This is a genomic window from Nonomuraea sp. NPDC052634, from assembly GCF_040678535.1.
Lineage (GTDB): Bacteria > Actinomycetota > Actinomycetes > Streptosporangiales > Streptosporangiaceae > Nonomuraea > Nonomuraea fastidiosa.
Window position 1 is genome coordinate 50,150 of sequence record NZ_JBFATY010000016.1, and the last position, 17,752, is coordinate 67,901.

Annotated in this window: 17 protein-coding genes and 2 pseudogenes; 9 read left to right on the forward strand and 10 right to left on the reverse strand. The window is 71.0% G+C overall.

The annotated features are described in order from the left end of the window. The first annotated feature begins 60 nt into the window (after window positions 1–60). Entirely contained in the window at window positions 61–2,220 is a 2,160-nt protein-coding gene (gene metE, locus AB0K67_RS37955) for a 5-methyltetrahydropteroyltriglutamate--homocysteine S-methyltransferase (RefSeq protein ID WP_364069810.1), read from the forward strand. Window positions 2,221–2,268: 48 nt separating this feature from the next. On the opposite strand, the gene AB0K67_RS37960 is transcribed toward metE, so the two are convergent. Next, a complete protein-coding gene (locus tag AB0K67_RS37960; RefSeq protein WP_364069812.1) occupies window positions 2,269–3,225 on the reverse strand; it encodes a BadF/BadG/BcrA/BcrD ATPase family protein in 957 nt (318 codons plus the stop codon). Between the two features lie 57 nt (window positions 3,226–3,282). Between AB0K67_RS37960 and AB0K67_RS37965 the strand changes: the two are divergent. The 4 genes and pseudogenes from AB0K67_RS37965 to AB0K67_RS37980 all read left to right on the forward strand — a co-directional run. Then, a pseudogene (locus tag AB0K67_RS37965) lies at window positions 3,283–3,600 on the forward strand (SIS domain-containing protein); the annotation flags it as partial. A gap of 126 nt (window positions 3,601–3,726) precedes the next feature. Then, the gene (gene ngcE / locus AB0K67_RS37970; protein WP_364069814.1) at window positions 3,727–5,160 is read left to right on the forward strand and encodes an N-acetylglucosamine/diacetylchitobiose ABC transporter substrate-binding protein; all 1,434 of its coding nucleotides are present in this window, start codon (window positions 3,727–3,729) and stop codon (window positions 5,158–5,160) included. Continuing rightward, a complete protein-coding gene (locus AB0K67_RS37975; protein ID WP_364069816.1) occupies window positions 5,160–6,071 on the forward strand; it encodes a sugar ABC transporter permease in 912 nt (303 codons plus the stop codon). The genes ngcE and AB0K67_RS37975 overlap by 1 nt, the downstream gene beginning before the upstream one ends. Beyond that, a complete protein-coding gene (locus tag AB0K67_RS37980) occupies window positions 6,072–6,989 on the forward strand; it encodes a carbohydrate ABC transporter permease (protein WP_364069818.1) in 918 nt (305 codons plus the stop codon). A 240-nt stretch (window positions 6,990–7,229) separates the two neighbouring features. Here AB0K67_RS37980 and AB0K67_RS37985 read toward each other — a convergent pair whose 3' ends face one another. Continuing rightward, the gene (locus AB0K67_RS37985; protein WP_364069820.1) at window positions 7,230–7,532 is read right to left on the reverse strand and encodes a hypothetical protein; all 303 of its coding nucleotides are present in this window, start codon (window positions 7,530–7,532) and stop codon (window positions 7,230–7,232) included. Between the two features lie 110 nt (window positions 7,533–7,642). On the opposite strand from AB0K67_RS37985, the gene AB0K67_RS37990 reads away from it, so the two are divergent. Further along, entirely contained in the window at window positions 7,643–8,119 is a 477-nt protein-coding gene (locus AB0K67_RS37990; RefSeq protein ID WP_364069822.1) for a winged helix-turn-helix domain-containing protein, read from the forward strand. A 41-nt stretch (window positions 8,120–8,160) separates the two neighbouring features. Further along, a complete protein-coding gene (locus AB0K67_RS37995) occupies window positions 8,161–8,643 on the forward strand; it encodes a GntR family transcriptional regulator (RefSeq protein WP_364069824.1) in 483 nt (160 codons plus the stop codon). Here AB0K67_RS37995 and AB0K67_RS38000 read toward each other — a convergent pair. The 7 genes and pseudogenes from AB0K67_RS38000 to AB0K67_RS38030 form a co-directional block, all read right to left on the reverse strand. Next, window positions 8,640–9,467, reverse strand: coding sequence for a carbohydrate ABC transporter permease (locus AB0K67_RS38000; RefSeq protein WP_364069826.1), 828 nt, complete (start codon window positions 9,465–9,467; stop codon window positions 8,640–8,642). The genes AB0K67_RS37995 and AB0K67_RS38000 overlap by 4 nt on opposite strands. After that, window positions 9,464–10,348, reverse strand: coding sequence for a sugar ABC transporter permease (locus AB0K67_RS38005; RefSeq protein WP_364069828.1), 885 nt, complete (start codon window positions 10,346–10,348; stop codon window positions 9,464–9,466). Before AB0K67_RS38005 ends, AB0K67_RS38000 begins: the two co-directional genes overlap by 4 nt. Continuing rightward, a complete protein-coding gene (locus tag AB0K67_RS38010) occupies window positions 10,349–11,602 on the reverse strand; it encodes an extracellular solute-binding protein (RefSeq protein WP_364069830.1) in 1,254 nt (417 codons plus the stop codon). 85 nt (window positions 11,603–11,687) lie between these two features. Continuing rightward, entirely contained in the window at window positions 11,688–12,986 is a 1,299-nt protein-coding gene (locus AB0K67_RS38015; protein WP_364069832.1) for a cellulose binding domain-containing protein, read from the reverse strand. A 356-nt stretch (window positions 12,987–13,342) separates the two neighbouring features. Beyond that, complete coding sequence (locus AB0K67_RS38020) at window positions 13,343–14,089, reverse strand: SIS domain-containing protein (RefSeq protein WP_364069834.1); 747 nt, start codon at window positions 14,087–14,089, stop codon at window positions 13,343–13,345. Further along, the gene (locus AB0K67_RS38025) at window positions 14,086–14,955 is read right to left on the reverse strand and encodes a MurR/RpiR family transcriptional regulator (RefSeq protein ID WP_364069836.1); all 870 of its coding nucleotides are present in this window, start codon (window positions 14,953–14,955) and stop codon (window positions 14,086–14,088) included. The genes AB0K67_RS38020 and AB0K67_RS38025 overlap by 4 nt, the downstream gene beginning before the upstream one ends. Window positions 14,956–15,025: 70 nt before the next feature. Beyond that, window positions 15,026–15,169 (reverse strand): annotated as a pseudogene (locus AB0K67_RS38030) (acetyl-CoA acetyltransferase); the annotation flags it as partial. Between the two features lie 192 nt (window positions 15,170–15,361). On the opposite strand from AB0K67_RS38030, the gene AB0K67_RS38035 reads away from it, so the two are divergent. Together AB0K67_RS38035 and AB0K67_RS38040 are read left to right on the forward strand one after the other, a co-directional pair. Continuing rightward, window positions 15,362–16,210 (forward strand): LysR family transcriptional regulator, encoded by an 849-nt coding sequence (locus AB0K67_RS38035; RefSeq protein WP_364069838.1) that lies wholly within the window; start codon window positions 15,362–15,364, stop codon window positions 16,208–16,210. A gap of 15 nt (window positions 16,211–16,225) precedes the next feature. After that, a complete protein-coding gene (locus AB0K67_RS38040) occupies window positions 16,226–16,846 on the forward strand; it encodes a MerR family transcriptional regulator (RefSeq protein WP_364069839.1) in 621 nt (206 codons plus the stop codon). On the opposite strand, the gene AB0K67_RS38045 is transcribed toward AB0K67_RS38040, so the two are convergent. Beyond that, a complete protein-coding gene (locus tag AB0K67_RS38045; RefSeq protein WP_364069841.1) occupies window positions 16,843–17,730 on the reverse strand; it encodes a hypothetical protein in 888 nt (295 codons plus the stop codon). The two genes, AB0K67_RS38040 and AB0K67_RS38045, sit on opposite strands and share 4 nt — an antisense overlap. Between the last annotated feature and the right edge of the window lie 22 nt (window positions 17,731–17,752).

Consider the following 17,752-nt stretch of genomic DNA (forward strand, 5'->3'; position numbering starts at 1 on the left):
CCGGCGGCTGATCGGCACGATGCCTGCGACCTGATCATTTCTGCGAGGGAGCCGAACCACATGTCACCGACCCCTGTCTTCCCCACGTCCACCGTGCTCGGGTACCCGAGGATCGGGCCGCGCAGGGAGCTGAAGCGGGCGCTGGAGTCGTACTGGGCCGGGCGGTCGAGCCGCGCCGAGCTCGACCGGGTGGGCGCCGAGCTGCGCGAGCGCACCTGGCGGCGGCTGGCCGAGCTGGGCCTGGAAGGGCTGCCGTCCAACACGTTCTCGCTGTACGACCACGTGCTGGACACGGCGGTGCTGCTCGGCGCGGTGCCCAAGCGCTACCGCGACGCCGCCGACCCCTATTTCGCGATGGCGAGGGGCACCGACGAGCTGGCGCCGCTGCGGATGACGAAGTGGTTCGACACGAACTACCACTACCTCGTGCCCGAGATCGGGCCGGGGACGGTGTTCGAGCTGAACGCGGCCAAGCCGCTCGGCGAGGTGCGCCAGGCGCGGGCGCTCGGCTGCGAGACGCGGCCCGTGGTGCTGGGGCCGGTGACGTTCCTGCTGCTCGCCGGGGCGCTGGAGCGGCTGGACGACGTGCTCGGCCCGTACGAGGAGCTGCTTTCTGCGCTGGCCGCCGAAGGCGTCGCCTGGGTGCAGCTCGACGAGCCCGCGCTGGTCTGCGACCGCACGCCGGAGGAGCTGGCGGCGGTGCGGCGGGCGTACGAGCGGCTGGGCGCGGCGGCGGCGCGGCCCGCGCTGTTCGTGGCCTCCTACTTCGGCGACCTCGGTGAGGCGCTGCCGGTGCTGGCCGGCACGCCCGTGGAGGCCATCGGGCTCGACCTCGTACGCGGCGGGGTGCCCGATGCCGACCTGACCGGCAAGACCGTGGTCGCGGGTGTGGTGTCGGGGCGCGACGTGTGGCGGACCGCACCTGAGCGGGCGCTGGCGGCGCTGTCGGCGGTACGGGCCTCGCGGGTCACCGTGTCCACCTCGTGCTCGCTGCTGCATGTGCCGTACACGCTGGCGGCCGAGCCCGATCTGGATCCGGCGCTGAAGGAGCGGCTGGCCTTCGCCGAGGAGAAGGTGGCCGAGGTGGTGGCGCTCGCCCGGGCCGACCGGCCGGCCGCCGCGCCCGTTCCCGAGACGTCCCTGCCGCCTGCCGGGCCTGTGGCGCACGAGGAGCGGAGTCCGTACCAGGTGCGCGCCGCCGCCCAGGCCGCCCGGCTCGGCCTGCCGCCGCTGCCGGTCACCACGATCGGCTCGTTCCCGCAGACCGGCGAGCTGCGCGCGGCCCGGGCCGCCGTCGCCGCCGGCACGCTCCCCCAGGCGGACTACGAGCGGCGCGTCGAGGCCGAGATCGAACGCGTGATCCGGCTGCAGGAACGGCTCGGGCTGGACGTCCTCGTGCACGGCGAACCGGAGCGCAACGACATGGTGCAGTACTTCGCCGAGCACCTCGACGGGTTCGCGGTCACCAGGAACGGCTGGGTGCAGTCGTACGGGTCGCGCTGCACCCGCCCGCCGATCCTGCACGGCGACGTGTCCCGCCCTGCCCCGATCACCGTGCGCTGGGCGACGTACGCGCAGTCGCTGACCCGCAAGCCGGTCAAGGGCATGCTCACCGGGCCCGTCACGATCACGGCCTGGTCGTTCGTCCGCGACGACCTGCCGCTGCGCGACGTGGTGTTCCAGGTGGCGGACGCGATCAGGGAGGAGGTGCGCGACCTGGAGTCGGCCGGGGTGCGGATCATCCAGGTGGACGAGCCCGCCCTGCGCGAGCTGCTGCCGCTGCGGCGCGCCGCCCAGGGCGACTACCTGGAGTGGGCGGTGGCCGCCTACCGCCGTGCCACGTCGGGGGCGGGCGAGGGCACGCAGATCCACACGCACCTGTGCTATTCCGACGCCGACCAGATCCTCACCGCCATCGACGCCCTCGACGCCGACGTCACCACCATCGAGTCCGCGCGCTCGGGCGGGCGCATCCTCGGCTCGGTCTCCGGGTTCGGGCGCGGGCTCGGGCCCGGCGTGTACGACATCCACTCGCCGCGCGTGCCCTCCGTGGCCGAGGTCGAGTCCCTGCTGCGGCGGGCCGCCGAGGTGCTGCCGGTCGGGCGGATCTGGGTCAACCCGGACTGCGGGCTGAAGACCAGGACGTACGAGGAGGTCGAGGCGTCCCTGGCCAACGTGGTCACCGCCGCCCGCCGCCTCCGCGCCGAACTCCCGGCATAAGGCACCCGCCGGCCCGGCCGCGATGGGAAGACGCGCGCGCTCCGGGCGCTAGGCGGGGGCGGTGGTGAAGGCGGTGTGGCGGGAGGCGGCCTCGTCCTCGGTGAGCAGGGGCCGGGCGGCGAGCCAGGCCGCCGCGCCCGCGCCGTCGCCGGCCGTCGCGACCCGCTCCCCCGCCAGCAGCTCCACGACGGCGTCGCGGACGGGACCGTCGCTGGTCAGCACGCTGCCCGCGAGCACCACGGGCCCGGAATCGTGCACCCTGCGCAGGGTGTCCACCAGGTGCCCGGCCGCCCGCCTGGCGATGCCGTCCGCCACCGGGTCGCCCGCCGCGGCGGCCTGGCCGACCAGCGCCGACAGCGCGGCCAGGCGCATGTGGTCGGCCTGCGCCAGCCGTACGATCCGGTCGGCGACCGCACGCGGCGTCGCGGGCCGGTCGGAGCCGAGGAAGTGGCTGATGACGAGCTCGGTCAGCACGTCGCCCCGTGCGGGCTTGCGCCCCTGGTCGAGTGCGGTGACGACCTCCCTGGCGGCCTCGCGCCCGATCCAGAAGCCGGAGCCGAGGTCGCCGAGCAGCCAGCCGAGACCGTCCGCGATCGCCGTCACCTCGAAGTCCGCCACCCGGGTGGCCACCGCGCCCGTCCCCGACAGCAGCAGCGAGCCGTCGGGTTCGGCCGAGCCCGCGGCGTACGCGATGGTCACGTCGCGGACGTAGACCGGCGCGTCGGGGATGCCGTGGGCGGACCAGAGCGCGGCCAGCTCGGGCGCCATCTCGGGGGTGCGCCCGGCGACGCCGGCGAGCGAGGCGACGACGCGCCCGCCGTCAAGCGGGCCCAGGGCCTGGTTCAGCGCCGAGCCGATCGCCGCGACGGCCTTGGCGAGCCCGTGGGCGCTCGGGTTGCCCGCGGACGCCCGCGCGTACCCCACCCTCCGGCCGTCGAGCGTGTGCACGGAGACCCGCGTGGAGGTGGCACCGGCATCGACACCGACCACTAGCGATTCAGTCACGGTCCGAGTCTGGGGGTTGACGCGACCGATAAGCAAGAATAATTTTCGCCAGAAGACCGGGCCATCGGCATCAGCCACCGGGGGCGCACCCGGGAGGTCATGGAGGCGCTCGCCGAGGCGGGCAGCCACGGGGCGCTGACGGTCGCCGTCACCTCCTTCGCCCGGTCTCCGCTGGCCGAGCTGGCCGACCTGGTGCTGACCACGGCGAGCAGGGAGACCACGTTCAGGCTCGGCGGGCTCGCGGCGGTGCACTCGCAGCTCTTCGTGCTGGACGCGGTGTACGTGGCCGTGGCGCAACGCACGTACGAGCGGACCAACGAGGCGTTCGAGCGCACGATCAGCGCCGTCGAAGGCCACCGGGTGGAGAGAGGCTGAATGACGTTTCCCGAGCGAGGCCGCCCCGGGCGGGCGTCCTGGCCCACTCTCCGGCGATCATCACGGACCTCGCATCCGCGCGGGGCTCCATCACTGCGGACCACGAAAGGTCAGGAGTAGTCCACCATGCCTCACACCCCCCGAAACAGCGGAAACACTCCCGGAATCAGCAGGCGCGAGCTGCTTCGCGGCGCGGCGCTCGTGCCCGTCGCGGGCGCGCTGGCCGCCTGCGCCACCCCGGCCGCCCCGCCGGCCTCCTCCAGCTCGGCCGCACCGGCGGCGACCAGCGCGTCGAACCCGTTCGGCGTGGCGAGCGACAAGCCGCTCGAGGTGTGGATCTTCGACGGCGGCTTCGGCCAGGAGTACGCCACGAAGATCCATCAGCCGCTGTTCGCGTCGAAGTACCCGGGCGTCGAGATCAAGCACAACGCCACCAAGGAGATCACCAAGGTCCTGCAGCCGCGCTTCGCCGGCGGCAACCCGCCCGAGGTCATCGACAACTCGGGGGCGAACTTCATGGACTTCGGCGCGCTCTCCCAGGACGGCCAGCTTCAGGACCTCACCCCGCTGCTCGACGCGCCGAGCTGGGACGACCCGAACGTCAAGGTCCGCGACACCATCGACCAGTCGGTGATCGACCTCGGCACGTACGACGGCAAGTTCAGCGTGCTGGGCTACGTCAACTACATCCACGGCATCTGGTACTCGCAGAAGGTGTTCAGGGAGAACGGCTGGGAGGTCCCGAAGACCTGGGACGAGTTCATCCAGCTCTGCGAGACCATCAAGAAGTCCGGCAAGATGGCGCCCTTCACCTACGCCGGCAAGTTCCCGCAGTACCTGTACGAGCCGCTGCTCACCATGGCCGCCAAGATCGGCGGCAACGAGGTGCTGGTGAACATCGACAACCTCGAGGACGGCGCCTGGACCGCCGAGGCGATGAAGACCGCGGCCGAGGCGTGGGCCGAGGTGGGCGCGAAGTACCTCATGCAGGGCACGACCGGCCTCGACCACGTGCAGACGCAGACCGCCCAGAACAAGTACAAGGTGGCCATGCTGCCGTCCGGCTCGTGGCTGGAGAACGAGCAGAAGACCACCACGCCGCCCGACTTCGAGTACGGGATGTTCCCCATCCCCGACGTCACCGGCTCCGACAAGATGCCGTACGGCACCCTGCACACCCAGCCGGGCGAGAACTTCATCGTCTCGGCCAAGAGCCCGCACCCGCAGGCGGGCATGGAGTACCTGCGGGCCATGCTGTCGAAGAAGGCGGCCGGCGAGTTCAGCGAGCTGGTGCGCACGCTGACCGTGGTCAAGGGCGCCACCGAGGGCCTCGACATCTCCCCCGGCGTCACCAGCGCCTCGAAGGCGGTCGCCGACGCCGGTGACAACACGGTCTACTACCGCTGGCACAACTGGTACGGCCCGCTCAAGGACGAGGCCATCGCCGCCACCGGCGAGCTGATGTCCGGCAACATCACCGCCGACAAGTACCTCGAACGCATCCAGAAGAAGGCCGACGAGATCAAGAACGACTCCTCGATCAAGAAGTACACGCGCTGATGTCGTTCAACCGGTATCGCCGCGGGCTGTTCATCACCTCGTTCCTGGCAGCCCCGGTGATTCTCTACCTGGTGTACGTGATCGCCCCGTACGTCCAGGCGTTCTACATCGCGATGACGGACTGGCGCGGCGTGACGGCGACGCCCAGGTTCATCGGCCTGGAGAACTTCCAGCGCCTGTTCGGCGACACCGCGTTCTGGAAGGCGGTCACCCACAACGCCGCGCTGCTCGTGCTGCTGCCGCTGATCACGATCGTCATCGCGCTGTTCTTCGCGTTCCTGCTGAACGTGGGCGGCCGCAACGGGGTGGCCGGCATCAGGGGCTCGAAGTTCTACCGGGTGGTCTTCTTCTTCCCGCAGGTGCTCGCCGTGGCCGTGGTCGCGGTGCTGTTCCAGCAGGTGTTCCGGCCGGACGGCAGCGGCATGCTGAACGGGCCGCTGATGGCGCTCGGGCTCGAGCCCATCGGATTCCTGTCCGACCCGGACATCGCGTTCTGGTCGGTGCTGAGCGTCATGGTGTGGCAGGCGGTCGGCTTCTACGTCGTGCTGTTCTCCGCGGGCCTGGCGAGCATCCCGCGGGACATGTTCGAGGCGGCGCAGATCGACGGCGCCAACCGGTTCAGCCTGTTCTTCCGCATCACGCTGCCGCTGCTGTGGGACACCGTGCAGGTCGCCTGGGTCTATCTCGGCATCCTCGCGCTGGACGTCTTCGCCATCGTCTGGGTGATGACGCTCCAGCACGGCGGCCCCGACCGTTCGACGACGGTCATGGCGGCCGAGATCTACCGCAACGCCTTCGAGTACTTCCGCTTCGGCTATGCCTCGGCTCTGGGCGTGGTGATGTTCTTCTTCACGGTCGGCTTCGCGATCCTGTCGCTGCGGCTGTCCCGGCGCGAACGAATCGAGTACTAGATGACGACGATGATCTCGTGGACCGCGGCCACCTCGCGCAAGCTGGCCCGCGAAGAGCGCCGCCGCCGGCTGGGGCCGCTCGGGGTGCTGACGCACCTGGCCCTGCTCATCTGGACGCTGCTGGTGATCATTCCGATCCTGTGGACGTTCCTGGCCTCGGTCAAGAGCGAGGACGAGATCTTCGGCGACGCGTGGTCGCTGCCGGCCACGCTGCGCTGGGACAACTTCGCGCGGGCCTGGGAGCAGGCGCACATCGGGCAGTACATGCTCAACAGCGTCATCGTGGTGTCGTTCAGTACGTTCGGCACGATGCTCGTCGGGTCGATGGCGGCGTACGTGCTGGCCCGGTATCCCTTCCGCGGCAACCGGGCCATCTACCTGCTGTTCGTCTCGGGCCTGGCGTTCCCCGTCTATCTCGCGCTGACGCCGCTGTTCTTCGTCGTGCAGAACATGGGCAACATCCCCGTGATCGGGCCGTTCATCGGGCTGAACACGCACGCGGGGGTGGTGCTCGTCTACATCGCGTACTCGCTGCCGTTCACGGTGTTCTTCCTGTCGGCGTTCTTCAGGACGCTGCCGACCGCCGTGGGCGAGGCCGCGATGGTGGACGGGGCCTCGCACACGCGGGTCTTCTTCCAGATCATGCTGCCGATGGCCCGGCCCGGGATCATCAGCATCACGATCTTCAACGTGCTGGGCCAGTGGAACCAGTACCAGCTTCCGCTGATCCTGCTCCAGGAGCGGGACAAGTGGGTGCTGACGATGGGCATCGCCGACATCTCCACCGCCGCCGGCTACGACCAGGACTGGTCCGCCCTGTTCGCCGCTCTCACCCTGGCCATCCTGCCCATGCTGATCGTCTACACGGTCTTCCAGCGGCAGATCCAAGCCGGCCTCACCACCGGCGCGCTCAAGTAGCCCGCCGGCGATCGGCACCGGCCCTGCCGCCGACATGGTCGGGGCGGGGCCGGGCCACACGATGGGCCCGGCCCCGCCCGCCCCGCCATGCCGCACTCCGCCGGGGCGCAGGCCGTGGTCTGGCACCGGTGCGCCAGTTTCTGGCCCGACCCGGCCCGCCCCGGCCCCCCAAGTTCCGGCATGGCGGCCTCCCCGGCCGCTACTTCCCCGCGCCGGCGACGCGCGTAGTCGCCGGCTGCCTCACCTGGCCTCTCCCGACAGGATCTGCTTCCAGATCGCCAAGGTGACGGCGCGGCGGCCGCGGGCGGCCTCGTCGACGAAGACCGCGTTCTCGTGCCTGCGGGTCCTGCGGATGAAGCTCTCGCCGCCGTACTCGCACAGCTCGTAGGTGATCGACTGGTACGAGCACGTGTAGTCGCGTACCCGTACGGACCGGCCCATGGGACGGATCGGCGTCCACGTGAGCTTCTTGTAGCCCTCGTTGGCCGGCGGGAGGTGCACCGACAGACATTCCTCGTCGTCGGGGCTCGGGCAGATCGTCATGCGCACACCATATCTCTGGTCGTACACGCTCGTCTGCTTGCACAAGCACATCTGTCTAAGAAGACAGAGCGATATGGGCGCTCTTGCGGTGATTGGCCTATGTTGCCGATGTGCTCGACTACGAAGGCGACACACACGTCTACATTCAGATCGCCAACATCCTCAGGGAGCGGCTGAAGGGTCTCTCGCCGGGCGACCCGGTGCCGAGCGAGGCCGACATCCAGTACGAGTTCGGCGTCGCCAGGACCACGGCCCGGCGCGCGATCCGCGTGCTGCGCGAGGAAGGGCTCATCTACACCGTCCAGGGCGAGGGCGCCTTCGTCGGCCCGCCCGCGGGCGGCCTGCGCAAGAAGCGCAAGACGCCGCTCTACCAGCAGATCGCCACGGAGATCGCCGCCGGCATCAAGCAGGGCCGCTACCGCCCGAGGCGTCCCATTCCCGGCGAGTCGGCGCTGGTGAAGCAGCACGACGTGGCGCGCGAGACCGTGCGCAGGGCGATGGCGCTGCTGCGCGAGCAGGGCTGGATCTACACGGTGCCGCAGCGGGGCAGCTACGTCTCGCCCGAGGAGAAGTGGCCGAAGGACTGATCATGGCCGCCTCGGCGTAGGCGGGCGTCTACGATGCGAGCATGCTCGACCGCGACGGTCCCGTACCCCTGTATGTCCAGGTCGCCGAGGTGCTGGGCGAGCGCATCGCCTGCGGCGAGTTCCGGGTGGGCGAGGCGCTGCCGAGCGAGACGGCGCTCGAGGAGGAGTTCGGCATCGGGCGCACGACCGCCCGCAACGCCGCCCGCGAGCTGCGCAGGCGCGGGCTGGCCCACACCGTGCGCGGCGAGGGCACGTTCGTCGGCCCTCCCGGCGTGCCCAGGGTGAAGCCGAGCAGGGCGCTGTACGTGCCGATCGCGGCGGCGGTGGCTCGCAGGATCGCGCGCGGCGAGCTGCGGCCCGGCCGGCCGATCCCCGACGCGGGCACGCTGATGCGCCACTACGGCGTGGCCAGGGTCACCGCCAGGCAGGCCGTGGCGCTGCTGGTGCGCCAGGGGTGGGCGGTCGCGACGCCCCCGCGCGGCGCCCGCGTCGCCGACCCGTCGTCCTGGCCCCGCGACGCCTAGCCCTTGACGGCGCCCGCCGTCATCCCCGTGCCCACGTTGCGCTGCAGGAAGAGGAAGAGCAGCAGCGCGGGCAGCGCGAACAGGCTCGCGGCGGCCATGGTGGCGCCCCAGTCGGTGCCGAAGACGTCCCTGAACGACGACAGCCACACCGGCAGCGTCCGCTTGTCCTGGGCCTTGATGATGAGCACGTTCACGAACGCGAACTCGTTCCACGCCGTGATGAACCCGAACAGCGAGGTCGCCATCAGGCCGGGCGCGAGCAGCGGGAACACCACGCGGCGGAAGGCCGTCATGCGGCCGCATCCGTCCACCTGCGCGGCCTCTTCAAGCTCGGGCGGGATCGCGGCCAGGAAGCCGCGCAGCGTCACGATGGTGAACGGCAGCGTGACCATGAAGTACACGCCGGTCAGCATGGCGAGCGAGTCGAGCAGGTCGGTGTCGCGGGCGATGATGAACACCGGCACGAGCAGCGCCTCCCACGGCGCCATCTGCGCGGCGAAGACCGCGATCACGAACGGCCCGCGCCCCCGCCAGTTCATCCTGGCCACCGCGAACGCCGCCATCAGCGCCACCACCAGCGCGAGCAGCACCGCGCCCGCCGTCACCAGCAGGCTGTTGCGCAGGTACGTCGAGAACCCCGGCGCGTTGACGGCGGTGACGAAGTGCTCGAGCGTCGGGTTCGCGGGCCAGAACGTGGGCGTTGCCGACTGGATGTCGCGGGTGGGCTTGAAGGCGGTCAGGAACATCCAGTAGACGGGGAAGATCGTGGTCACCAGCACGACGACGGCCGCCGTGTTGAGCAGGATCCTTCTGGCGAGTCTCATGAGCGCACCATCCGGCGCAGGTTGCTGATCAGGGCGAAGGCGAGCAGGATCACCAGCAGGATCGCCACCGCCGAGCCGAGGTCGTAGCGGTGCAGCGCTCTGGCGATCTTGAACGCGTAGACGGGCAGGGTGGTCGTGGCGTCGCCCGGCCCGCCCTGGCTGAGCACCCAGATCTGCGGGAAGCACTTGGCCACCCAGATCACCTCAAGGGCGGTGATCAGCGCGAACAGCGGCCGCAGCATGGGGAAGGTGACGCTGCGGAACACCTGCCAGCCGGTGCCGCCGTCGATCCTGGCCGACTCGAACAGCTCGTTCGGGATCGTGGTGAGCCCGGCGTACAGGGTGAGCGCGGCGAACGGTACCGACTGCCAGACCACCAGCACGACGAGGACGGCGAACGTGGCGGTGCCGTCGGCGAACCACGTGTAGCCCTCGAAGGACTCGAAGCCCAGCGTGACCAGCAGCCAGTTGACGATGCCCAGCTCCGACTGGAACAGCCACTGGAACACCGTGGTCGCCGCGATGATCGGCATGGCCCAGGCCAGCGCGAGCGCGCTCATCAGCGCCAGGCGCAGGCCGCGCCGCAGGTGCTGGAGCATGAGCGCGACGCCGGTGGAGATGCCGACGATGAGCACCACGTTGATGGCCGTCCACACCGCCGTGCGCAGCAGCACCTGCCAGAACTGCGGGCCGCTGAGCAGCTCGGCGTAGTTGTCCAGGCCGATGAACGCCGCCCCGCCCCTGATCAGCTCCCCCATGCGGAAGTGCTGGAGCGAGATCAGCAGCGCTCTGAGCAGCGGGTAGAGCAGGAGGAAGGCCCCGCCGGCCACCGTGGGCGCGATGAGCAGGTAGGGCCAGTACGAACGGCTCCTCGACCGCATTCAGGATCCGCTGTTCAGGGTCGTGGTGATCGACTCGGAGACCTTCTTCGCCTCGGCCGCCGGGTCGCCGCCGGTGAGCACGGCGGTCATGTACTGCTTGATCACCGCGGTGGCCTCGACGGCCGCCCAGTTGGGGGTGTTGGGCGTGGCGCGGCCGTTGGCGGCGCCCTTGGCCATGGCGGCGGTGCCCTCGTCGCCGTCGAGCACGGAGGCCAGCGAGGTGCGGTTCGGCACGTAGCTCATGGTCTTGGCGAACTCCTTCTGGAACTCCTCCCCCGCCAGCGTCTTGACCAGCTCGTACGCCTCCTCCTGATGCTGGGACGCGGCCGGGATGATGAGGTCGGAGCCGCCGGTGAAGACGGTGCCGGGCTTGTCGGCCGTCTTGCCGGGGATGGGGAAGAAGCCGATCTTGTCCTTGAGCGAGGCGTCCACCTCCAGCACCCGGGCGGCGGCGCCGGGCACGGCGATGATCTGGGCGACCTTGCCCTGCGCGAACACCTCGTGCTGCGGCGGGTTGGCCTCGTCGGAGTCCTTGGGGCCCTTGCCGAGCGCCTGGAGCCGCTTGTAGAAGTCCATGCCGGCCAGCGCCTGCGGGGTGTCGAGCGCGCCCTTCCACCGGCCGCCCTCCTGGACGGCGAGGTCGCCGCCCTCGTCCCAGATGAAGCCGGCGAGCGCGTACCAGGTCTGGCCGGTCAGGTAGATGCCCTGGACGCCGTCCTTATTGAGCTTCTTGGTGACCTCCAGCCACTCGTCGCGCGTGGTGGGGAGCTTCTTGATCCCGGCCTTGGCGAACAGCTCCTTGTTGTAGACGACCACGCGGTTGGCGGCGTACCACGGGATGCCGTACTGCCTGCCGTCGATGTTGCCCGGCTGCGCGAGACCGGGCACCCAGTCCTCGCCCTTGAGCTCGGCCACCTTGCCGGTCAGGTCGGTCACGCCGCCGCTCGCGCTGTACTGGGCGACCTGGGTGTTGCCCACCTCGATCACGTCGGGGGCGTCGGTGCTGGCCAGGGCGGCGGTGACGCGCTCGCCGATGCCGTCCCACTGCTGGATCTGGATGTCGAGGTCGATGCCCTGGTGCGCGGCCTCGTACTCGGTCTCGAACTTCTTCAGCAGCTCCTCGGTGATGCTGCCGTCCATGATCCAGACGGTGAGCTTCGTGGGGGTGCCCGGCGCGGCCTCCTGCGGCTCCTGAGAGGTGCCGCACGCCGCGAGCGCGAACACGGCCGCCAGAGCCAGGATGCGGTTTCTCATGACGTTCCTTGTCCGGGGCCTCTCGCGAGAGCCCTCTTGCTGGGGGGTGCCCCGCGCCCGCACGCTCGCGGGCGCGGGGTGTCGGTCAAGGGGTGGGAACGGTGTCCTTGAAGGCGGTGCCGGCCGCCCGCAGCTCGGCGACGCGGGCCGACACGGTGGCGGGCGAGACGACCTCGTTCGCGCTGAAGTAGACGTAGTCCACCTGCTGCCGGTACGAGCGCGTCCCGCTCGCGCCCTGGAGATCGATGAACCACTGGTTGAACATGATCCACATGGGTGTCTCGGGATAGTAGTCGCCGCCGTGGTCGGCGAACAGACGTCCGTCCACGTAGTACTTGATCCGGCCGCCGGAAACCTGGATCACCAGGTCGTGCCAGCCGGCGAAGCTCGCCCGCTCCTCGGTGTGGGTGTTCACCGCGAGCCAGGGCTCGTTCCTGTAGGTCTCCCAGCTCGTCGTGTAGAGGATGCTGGACGGCTCGCCCCAGCCGCCGTTCGGCAGGTACTCGAAGTCGAGCTCGCCGTAGTCGGGGTCGAGGTCGTAGCGCAGCGGGGTGATGGTGAAGAACGTCTGCACCACGTGCTCGCCGTCTGGTCCGCTGACGGGGGCGTCGCTGAAGCGCACGCGGGCGGCGTACGTGCCCTCGTGGAACTTGCGCTGGGCGGTGGACAGCTCGGTGTGCACGGTGCCTGCGGCGGTGCCGTCCGTGGAGGAGTCGAGGGTCAGCAGGCCGCCGGGGAACGAGACGGCCGACGGCGACCAGGTCGCGCCGGGCACGCCGGGGCCGCCCGACGCCGAGCGCACGGTCCAGCCGCGCTGCGCGAGCCGCGGGTCCGCCGGTCCGGTGTAGGTGAAGTCGTCGAACAGCTCTCCGGTGCCGCCCGGTTCCTCGGGGTCGGGGTCGGGCTCGGGCTCGGGCTCGGTGCCGTGCGGCGTGCCCCAGGCGAGCTGCCCGTCCACGTAGACGGTGACCTTGTCCCAGTCGGCGTAGGCGGTGTTGGACCCGTACGAGTAGTCGTCGCCCTGCTGGAACGGCTGCCAGTCGGCGCGGTAGAAGCGCAGCTGCATGTCGCCGGTGTCCTGGCCCGGGTTCAGCGTGCCGGAGGTGAAGCCCACCTCCAGGTACTGCTCGCCGCCCTCCTGCGGGGCGAACCTGCCGGTGATCGTGGCGCAGCCGATCACGGCCCAGGAGCAGGCGAAGCGGTAGGTCTCGGTGCCGGTGAGGTAGTAGCGGATCTTGACCTGGCCGAGCGGGATCGCGGTCGTGCCGGTGTTGAACAGGCGCAGCCAGGGCTCGGCCTGGGCGGTGGTGGCGCCGGGGGCGCTGGTGCGGTACTGGAGGCGGACCGCCTGTGCGGCACTGGCGGGGGCGGCGATCAGGGTCACCGCGATGAGGATGGCGGGGAGGGCTAAGGAGAGAAGGCGTTTACCGAAATTTCGGGACATGGGGGGTTCTCCTTGCGGTCGTGCGACTCCCGGAAAAGGCGTTGATCGGGGGATGAGTGGACGGATCGTGGCGCCGGAGGTGCCCCGGGGATGCCCCGATGGCGGGACTCCCGGGTCGGGCGCCGGGCGGTCAGGTGGCGGCGGACGGGTCGGCGGCGGACGGGTCGGCGGCGGACGGTGCGGGCTTCAGGCGGCCCGCGGCGGATACGGCAGGCGGTGGGGTCAGTCGCCGCCGCGGCGGATGCGGCGGGTCGGTGCCATCAGGCGCCGCCGGCGACTACGGCGGGTCGGTGCGGTCAGGCGCCGCGGCGGATGCGGCCCGCGTAACGGGCCTCCAGGGCGAGGTTGTGCTCGTCGCCCTCGGGGACGTTCGCCGACAGGTAGACGGGCGGCACCTCGCCGGCTTCGAGCAGGTTGCGTACGGTCTGCGTGACCACGAGCTGGGCCAGCAGCGCGGAGGTGATCGTGGAGACGGCGCCGGTGGCGCCTCCGCCGGGCAGGGGCAGCACGGCGTCGCCGTAGGGCGCGTGGTTGTCCAGGACGACGTCGGCCAAGTCGGCGAGCTTGCGGCCCGAGGGGTGGCGGGAGGCGACGGCATCGGTGTGCGTGCGCGAGGTGATCGCGACCAGGTCGTGACCGCGCTCCTTGACGAGCGTGGCGAGCTCGACGACGACGCCGTTCACGCCGGAGTTGGAGATGATGACGAACAGGTCCTGCGGCTGCACGGGGGCGAGGTCGAGGATCTTGTGCGCGACGGCGGGGTCGCGTTCGAGGTCGTAGCGGTCCAGCTCGGACTTGGGGGCGTCGCCGTAGCGGACGATGTCCCTGAGCGCGAGCCGGTTGGTGGGCACCAGGCCGCCCGCGCGCCCGGCGATCTCCATGGCGATCGCCTCGGAGTGGCCGGAGCCGAACGCCTGGATGACGCCGCCGGCGGTGAGCGACTTGGTGAACAGGTCGGCGGCGCGGGAGATCTCGGGGTCTTCGGGGATCGTCCGTACGAGGCGGGCGATGTGCTCCACGAAGTCCTGCGGGTTGACTGTCATGTGTCCCTTTCTGGCAGGCGATGTCCGGCCACCGCGCGAACGGTCACGTCGAAAGCCTGCTTCGTCCTCTCATAGGTGCGCTGCGCCACCGACACGTACACGACGTCCAGCACCAGGAGCTGCGAGTGGATCGCGGCGAACCCCTCCGAGCGGAAGCTGGTCGCCCGGCTGGCGGTGGTGAGCACCAGCTCGGCCACCTCGGCGAGCGGCGAGCGCGGGTGCGAGGTGACGGCCACGGTGATCGCGCCGTGGCTGCCCGCCTCCGCCAGCACCTCGATGACCTCGCGCGTCCTGCCGCTGTGCGAGATGCCGATGGCCACGTCGCCCTGGCCGAGCAGCGCCGCGTCGGTCAGCGCGGCGTGCGCGTCGGACCTGCTCCAGGTCGGCACCCGCATGCGCTGCAGGCGGTACTCCATCTCGCTGGCCACGGCCGCGCTGCTCGACACCCCGAAGAGCAGCACCCGCCCGGCCCTGGCCACGGCCTGCGCGACCTTGTCGACCACGGCGAGGTCGAGCTGGTCGCGGGTCTGCTCGATGAGCCGGATGTCGTTGCCGGAGACGACGCGGAGCACGCGGTCGAGGCCGTCGTCGGGCAGGATCTCCTGGCCGATGTCGGTCTCCCACGTGGCCTTCGTCTCCCGGCCCGAGGCGGTGGCGATGGCCACCCGCAGCTCGGCGTACCCGGCGAAGCCGAGCGCGCGGCAGAAGCGGGTGATGGTGGCGGTGGACGTCCCGCTGCGCTCGGCCAGGTCGACGATGGTGAGCCGGTACGCCTCGTCGGGGGCCTCGAGGATGGCCTGGGCCACCTTGCGCAGCGCCTCCGGCATGTCGCCCTGCTCGTTTCTGATGCGGGTCAGGAGGTCCACGCGGTGAAAATTATGCTCAGATCTGCGCTCGGTCAATGGTTCCGGCAATAATTCTTGACATCCGCTCCGGTCACCACGCGAGCAGCGCGGCGCTGCCGTAGCTGCCGCCTAAGCCGGTCACCAGCGCCGTCTCCCGTCCCGCGCGCCGCTCGCGGACGGCCTGGGCCACGCCGTTCAGCCCGTGCACGTAGCCGTCCGACAGCAGGCCGCCGTGCGCAGGGGCGTGCTGACGTACGGGCCGGCCAGGTAGGCGTCGAGGGTGGGCGGCTCGCGGCGCAGCGCCTGCTCGGCACACCGGCCCAGCCACGGAAGTGAGATGACTACGCAACTTCACGAAAGCTGTCCGCTCTTGTAATACGGAGGTGCGATCAACCGATAGCTCATCATCATCACGCCGAGGTGAGCGATGGATCTACGCTATGTCCGGTATGCCATGGCGATCGCACGGGCGGGCAGCCTCCGACGGGCGGCCGCCGCCCTGCACATCGCTCAGCCGACGCTGTCCGAACAGCTCAGGGCGCTGGAGAAGGAGATCGGGGTCGAGCTGTTCAGCCGGTCGTCGAGCGGGGTGCAGCTGACCGAGGCGGGCGAGGCGTTCCTCGCGCAGGCCACGGTCGCACTCGACGCCTTCGAGCGTGCGGTCACCGCCGCGCGCGGCAAGGGCGCGACCACCCGCCTGGGCGTGGCCGACGGGCTCGGCGACATCGTCGCCCGGCTGCTGAGCCAGATCCACACCGGCCGCTTACGCGTCGCGCCGATGGGCACCGCCGAGCAGATCGTCTCCATCGCCGACGGCACCCTGCAGGCCGGGCTCGGCTACGCGCCCGGCTCGCTGCCCAGGGGCGTCGCGCGCATGCTGGTCCACCGCTTCCCCGTACGCGCCCTGCTCCCCCGCCGACACCACCTGGCCGCGTACGAGAAGGTGTCGCTGGCCGACCTGGCCGGCGAGCCGCTGCTGATGCCGGAGTCCGACGCGGTGGCCGGAGCCCGCCGCTTCCTTGAGGGCTTCGTCCGCCACGGGCTGCACCCCCGGCTGGGCCCCGCGGCCGCCACCCATGATCTGGTGGTCGCGATGGTCGGAGAGGGCGCCGGCTACGCGCTCTGCGTGCACGAGGGCACCACCGTGCCCGACACGCTCACGTTCGTCCCCATCAAAGAGGACACCCCGCCCATCGAGGTGGTCTTCCTCTGGAACCGCCAGGCCGACGTGCACGAGCTGGTGAGCGCCGCGCGGCATCTGGCACGATCTGGATAGCCCTATTATCTAACGATGCGGATCTCCGAACTCAGCGCCAAGTCCGGCGTGGCCATCCCCACGATCAAGTACTACCTGCGCGAGGGCATGCTGCACCAGGGCGAGCAGACCGCCGCGACCAGGGCCGAGTACGACGAGACGCACCTGCGCAGGCTGCGCATGATCCGCGCGCTGCTCGAAGTCGGCAGGCTCTCCGTCGCCTCGATCAAGCAGGTCATCGCCGCCGTCGAGGACGAGTCGCTGCCCGTGCGCCAGGTGCTCGGCACCGCGCACTACGCGCTCTCCCCCGCCGTGGAGCCCGAGCCCGGCGAGGAGTGGCGCTCGGCCCGCGCCATGGTGGACGATTTGATCGACGAGCTGGGCTGGGACGTCACCGAGTCCGCACCCACCCGCGACGAGCTGGCCCAGACCATCGTGAGGATGCGCCAGCTCGGCGTGCCGGTCGATCTGCGCCCCTACGTCGAAGCGGCGCGCCGGCTGGTGGCCGAGGTGGAGCTCAACACCATCCCGTTCGACGGGCCGCGCGACGCCGCCGTGGAGGCCATGGTGCTCGGCACGGTGCTGTACGGCAGGGCGCTCGACACGCTGCGCCGCATGGCCCACGAGTCGGAGTCGGCCCGCCGGCTGGGCGTCTAGATCAGCTCATTGGCCCGCAGCACCCGCACGGCGTGGACCGTGATCGCGCCGCGCCACTCCATCGCACCGGCCGGCGAGATGCGCGCGTAGTCGACCACCCAGCCGCCGTCGTCCTGCTGCTCGCCGGCCAGCCTGACCAGGTCGGCGGCGATCACGCTCGGGTCGAACAGGGCGCGGGCGGCGGTTCCGGGGAAGGGCGCGAAGTCGAGCGGCCGCAGCGTCTCGTGCTCGGTGCCGCCCTCGACCGGCACCTTGCCGTCGTCGGGGATGTACGCGGCGAGCTTCTTGAGCAGGTCGGCCGCGCGGGGCTCGGTGTCGTGCACGGCGTCGAGGAAGCGCACGGCGAACGACAGCACGTACGCGTGCGGCCGCTCCTCCATGGCCTGGACGGCGTCGAGGCAGTAGCGGGTGGCCCGCGCCAGCCAGGGGTGCCCGGCCACCGCCGGGTCGTGGGCGGCCACCCGGTGCGCGGCGGCCGCGATGACGGCGGTGATCTGCAGCGACGAGACGGACGGGTCGGCCCCGCGCCACCAGGGCGCGGTCGCGGTGGTGACGCCGAGCGGCAGCGCGAACGGCAGGCCGCCGTCGGGAAGCGTCACCGACTCCAGCCAGTCGCACAGCGCGGCGGCGTGCGGCGAGGTGACGGTGGCCGCCTCGGCGAACACCTCGAAGGCGTGCAGCGCCGCGCCCGGCTGGCTCTCCGGCGTGCGCAGGTCGGGCTCCAGGCCCCAGCCGTAGCCGCCGTCGGGGTTGCGGTAGGCGTCGAGCGCGGCGAGCACGCGCTCCGGTTCCTCCTCGCCCATGAGCAGGCCGTAGCGGCGGCGATCGAGGATGCGGGCGTGCCCGGCCATGAAGCCGGGGACCGCTGACAGGTTCACGTTCATGCCGTCATCGTGCCCAGGTCGC

What these genes read in the sequence shown, in the direction of transcription:
- AB0K67_RS37975 (WP_364069816.1), top strand. Translation starts at nt 5,160, where the DNA reads ATGTCGTTCAACCGGTATCGCCGCGGGCTGTTCATCACCTCGTTCCTG.
- metE (WP_364069810.1), top strand. Translation starts at nt 61, where the DNA reads ATGTCACCGACCCCTGTCTTCCCCACGTCCACCGTGCTCGGGTACCCG.
- AB0K67_RS37995 (WP_364069824.1), top strand. Translation starts at nt 8,161, where the DNA reads ATGCTCGACCGCGACGGTCCCGTACCCCTGTATGTCCAGGTCGCCGAG.
- AB0K67_RS38035 (WP_364069838.1), top strand. Translation starts at nt 15,362, where the DNA reads ATGGATCTACGCTATGTCCGGTATGCCATGGCGATCGCACGGGCGGGC.
- AB0K67_RS38045 (WP_364069841.1), bottom strand. Translation starts at nt 17,730, where the DNA reads ATGAACGTGAACCTGTCAGCGGTCCCCGGCTTCATGGCCGGGCACGCC.
- AB0K67_RS38000 (WP_364069826.1), bottom strand. Translation starts at nt 9,467, where the DNA reads ATGAGACTCGCCAGAAGGATCCTGCTCAACACGGCGGCCGTCGTCGTG.
- AB0K67_RS38020 (WP_364069834.1), bottom strand. Translation starts at nt 14,089, where the DNA reads ATGACAGTCAACCCGCAGGACTTCGTGGAGCACATCGCCCGCCTCGTA.
- AB0K67_RS38040 (WP_364069839.1), top strand. Translation starts at nt 16,226, where the DNA reads ATGCGGATCTCCGAACTCAGCGCCAAGTCCGGCGTGGCCATCCCCACG.
- ngcE (WP_364069814.1), top strand. Translation starts at nt 3,727, where the DNA reads ATGCCTCACACCCCCCGAAACAGCGGAAACACTCCCGGAATCAGCAGG.
- AB0K67_RS38005 (WP_364069828.1), bottom strand. Translation starts at nt 10,348, where the DNA reads ATGCGGTCGAGGAGCCGTTCGTACTGGCCCTACCTGCTCATCGCGCCC.
- AB0K67_RS37980 (WP_364069818.1), top strand. Translation starts at nt 6,072, where the DNA reads ATGACGACGATGATCTCGTGGACCGCGGCCACCTCGCGCAAGCTGGCC.
- AB0K67_RS37985 (WP_364069820.1), bottom strand. Translation starts at nt 7,532, where the DNA reads ATGACGATCTGCCCGAGCCCCGACGACGAGGAATGTCTGTCGGTGCAC.
- AB0K67_RS38010 (WP_364069830.1), bottom strand. Translation starts at nt 11,602, where the DNA reads ATGAGAAACCGCATCCTGGCTCTGGCGGCCGTGTTCGCGCTCGCGGCG.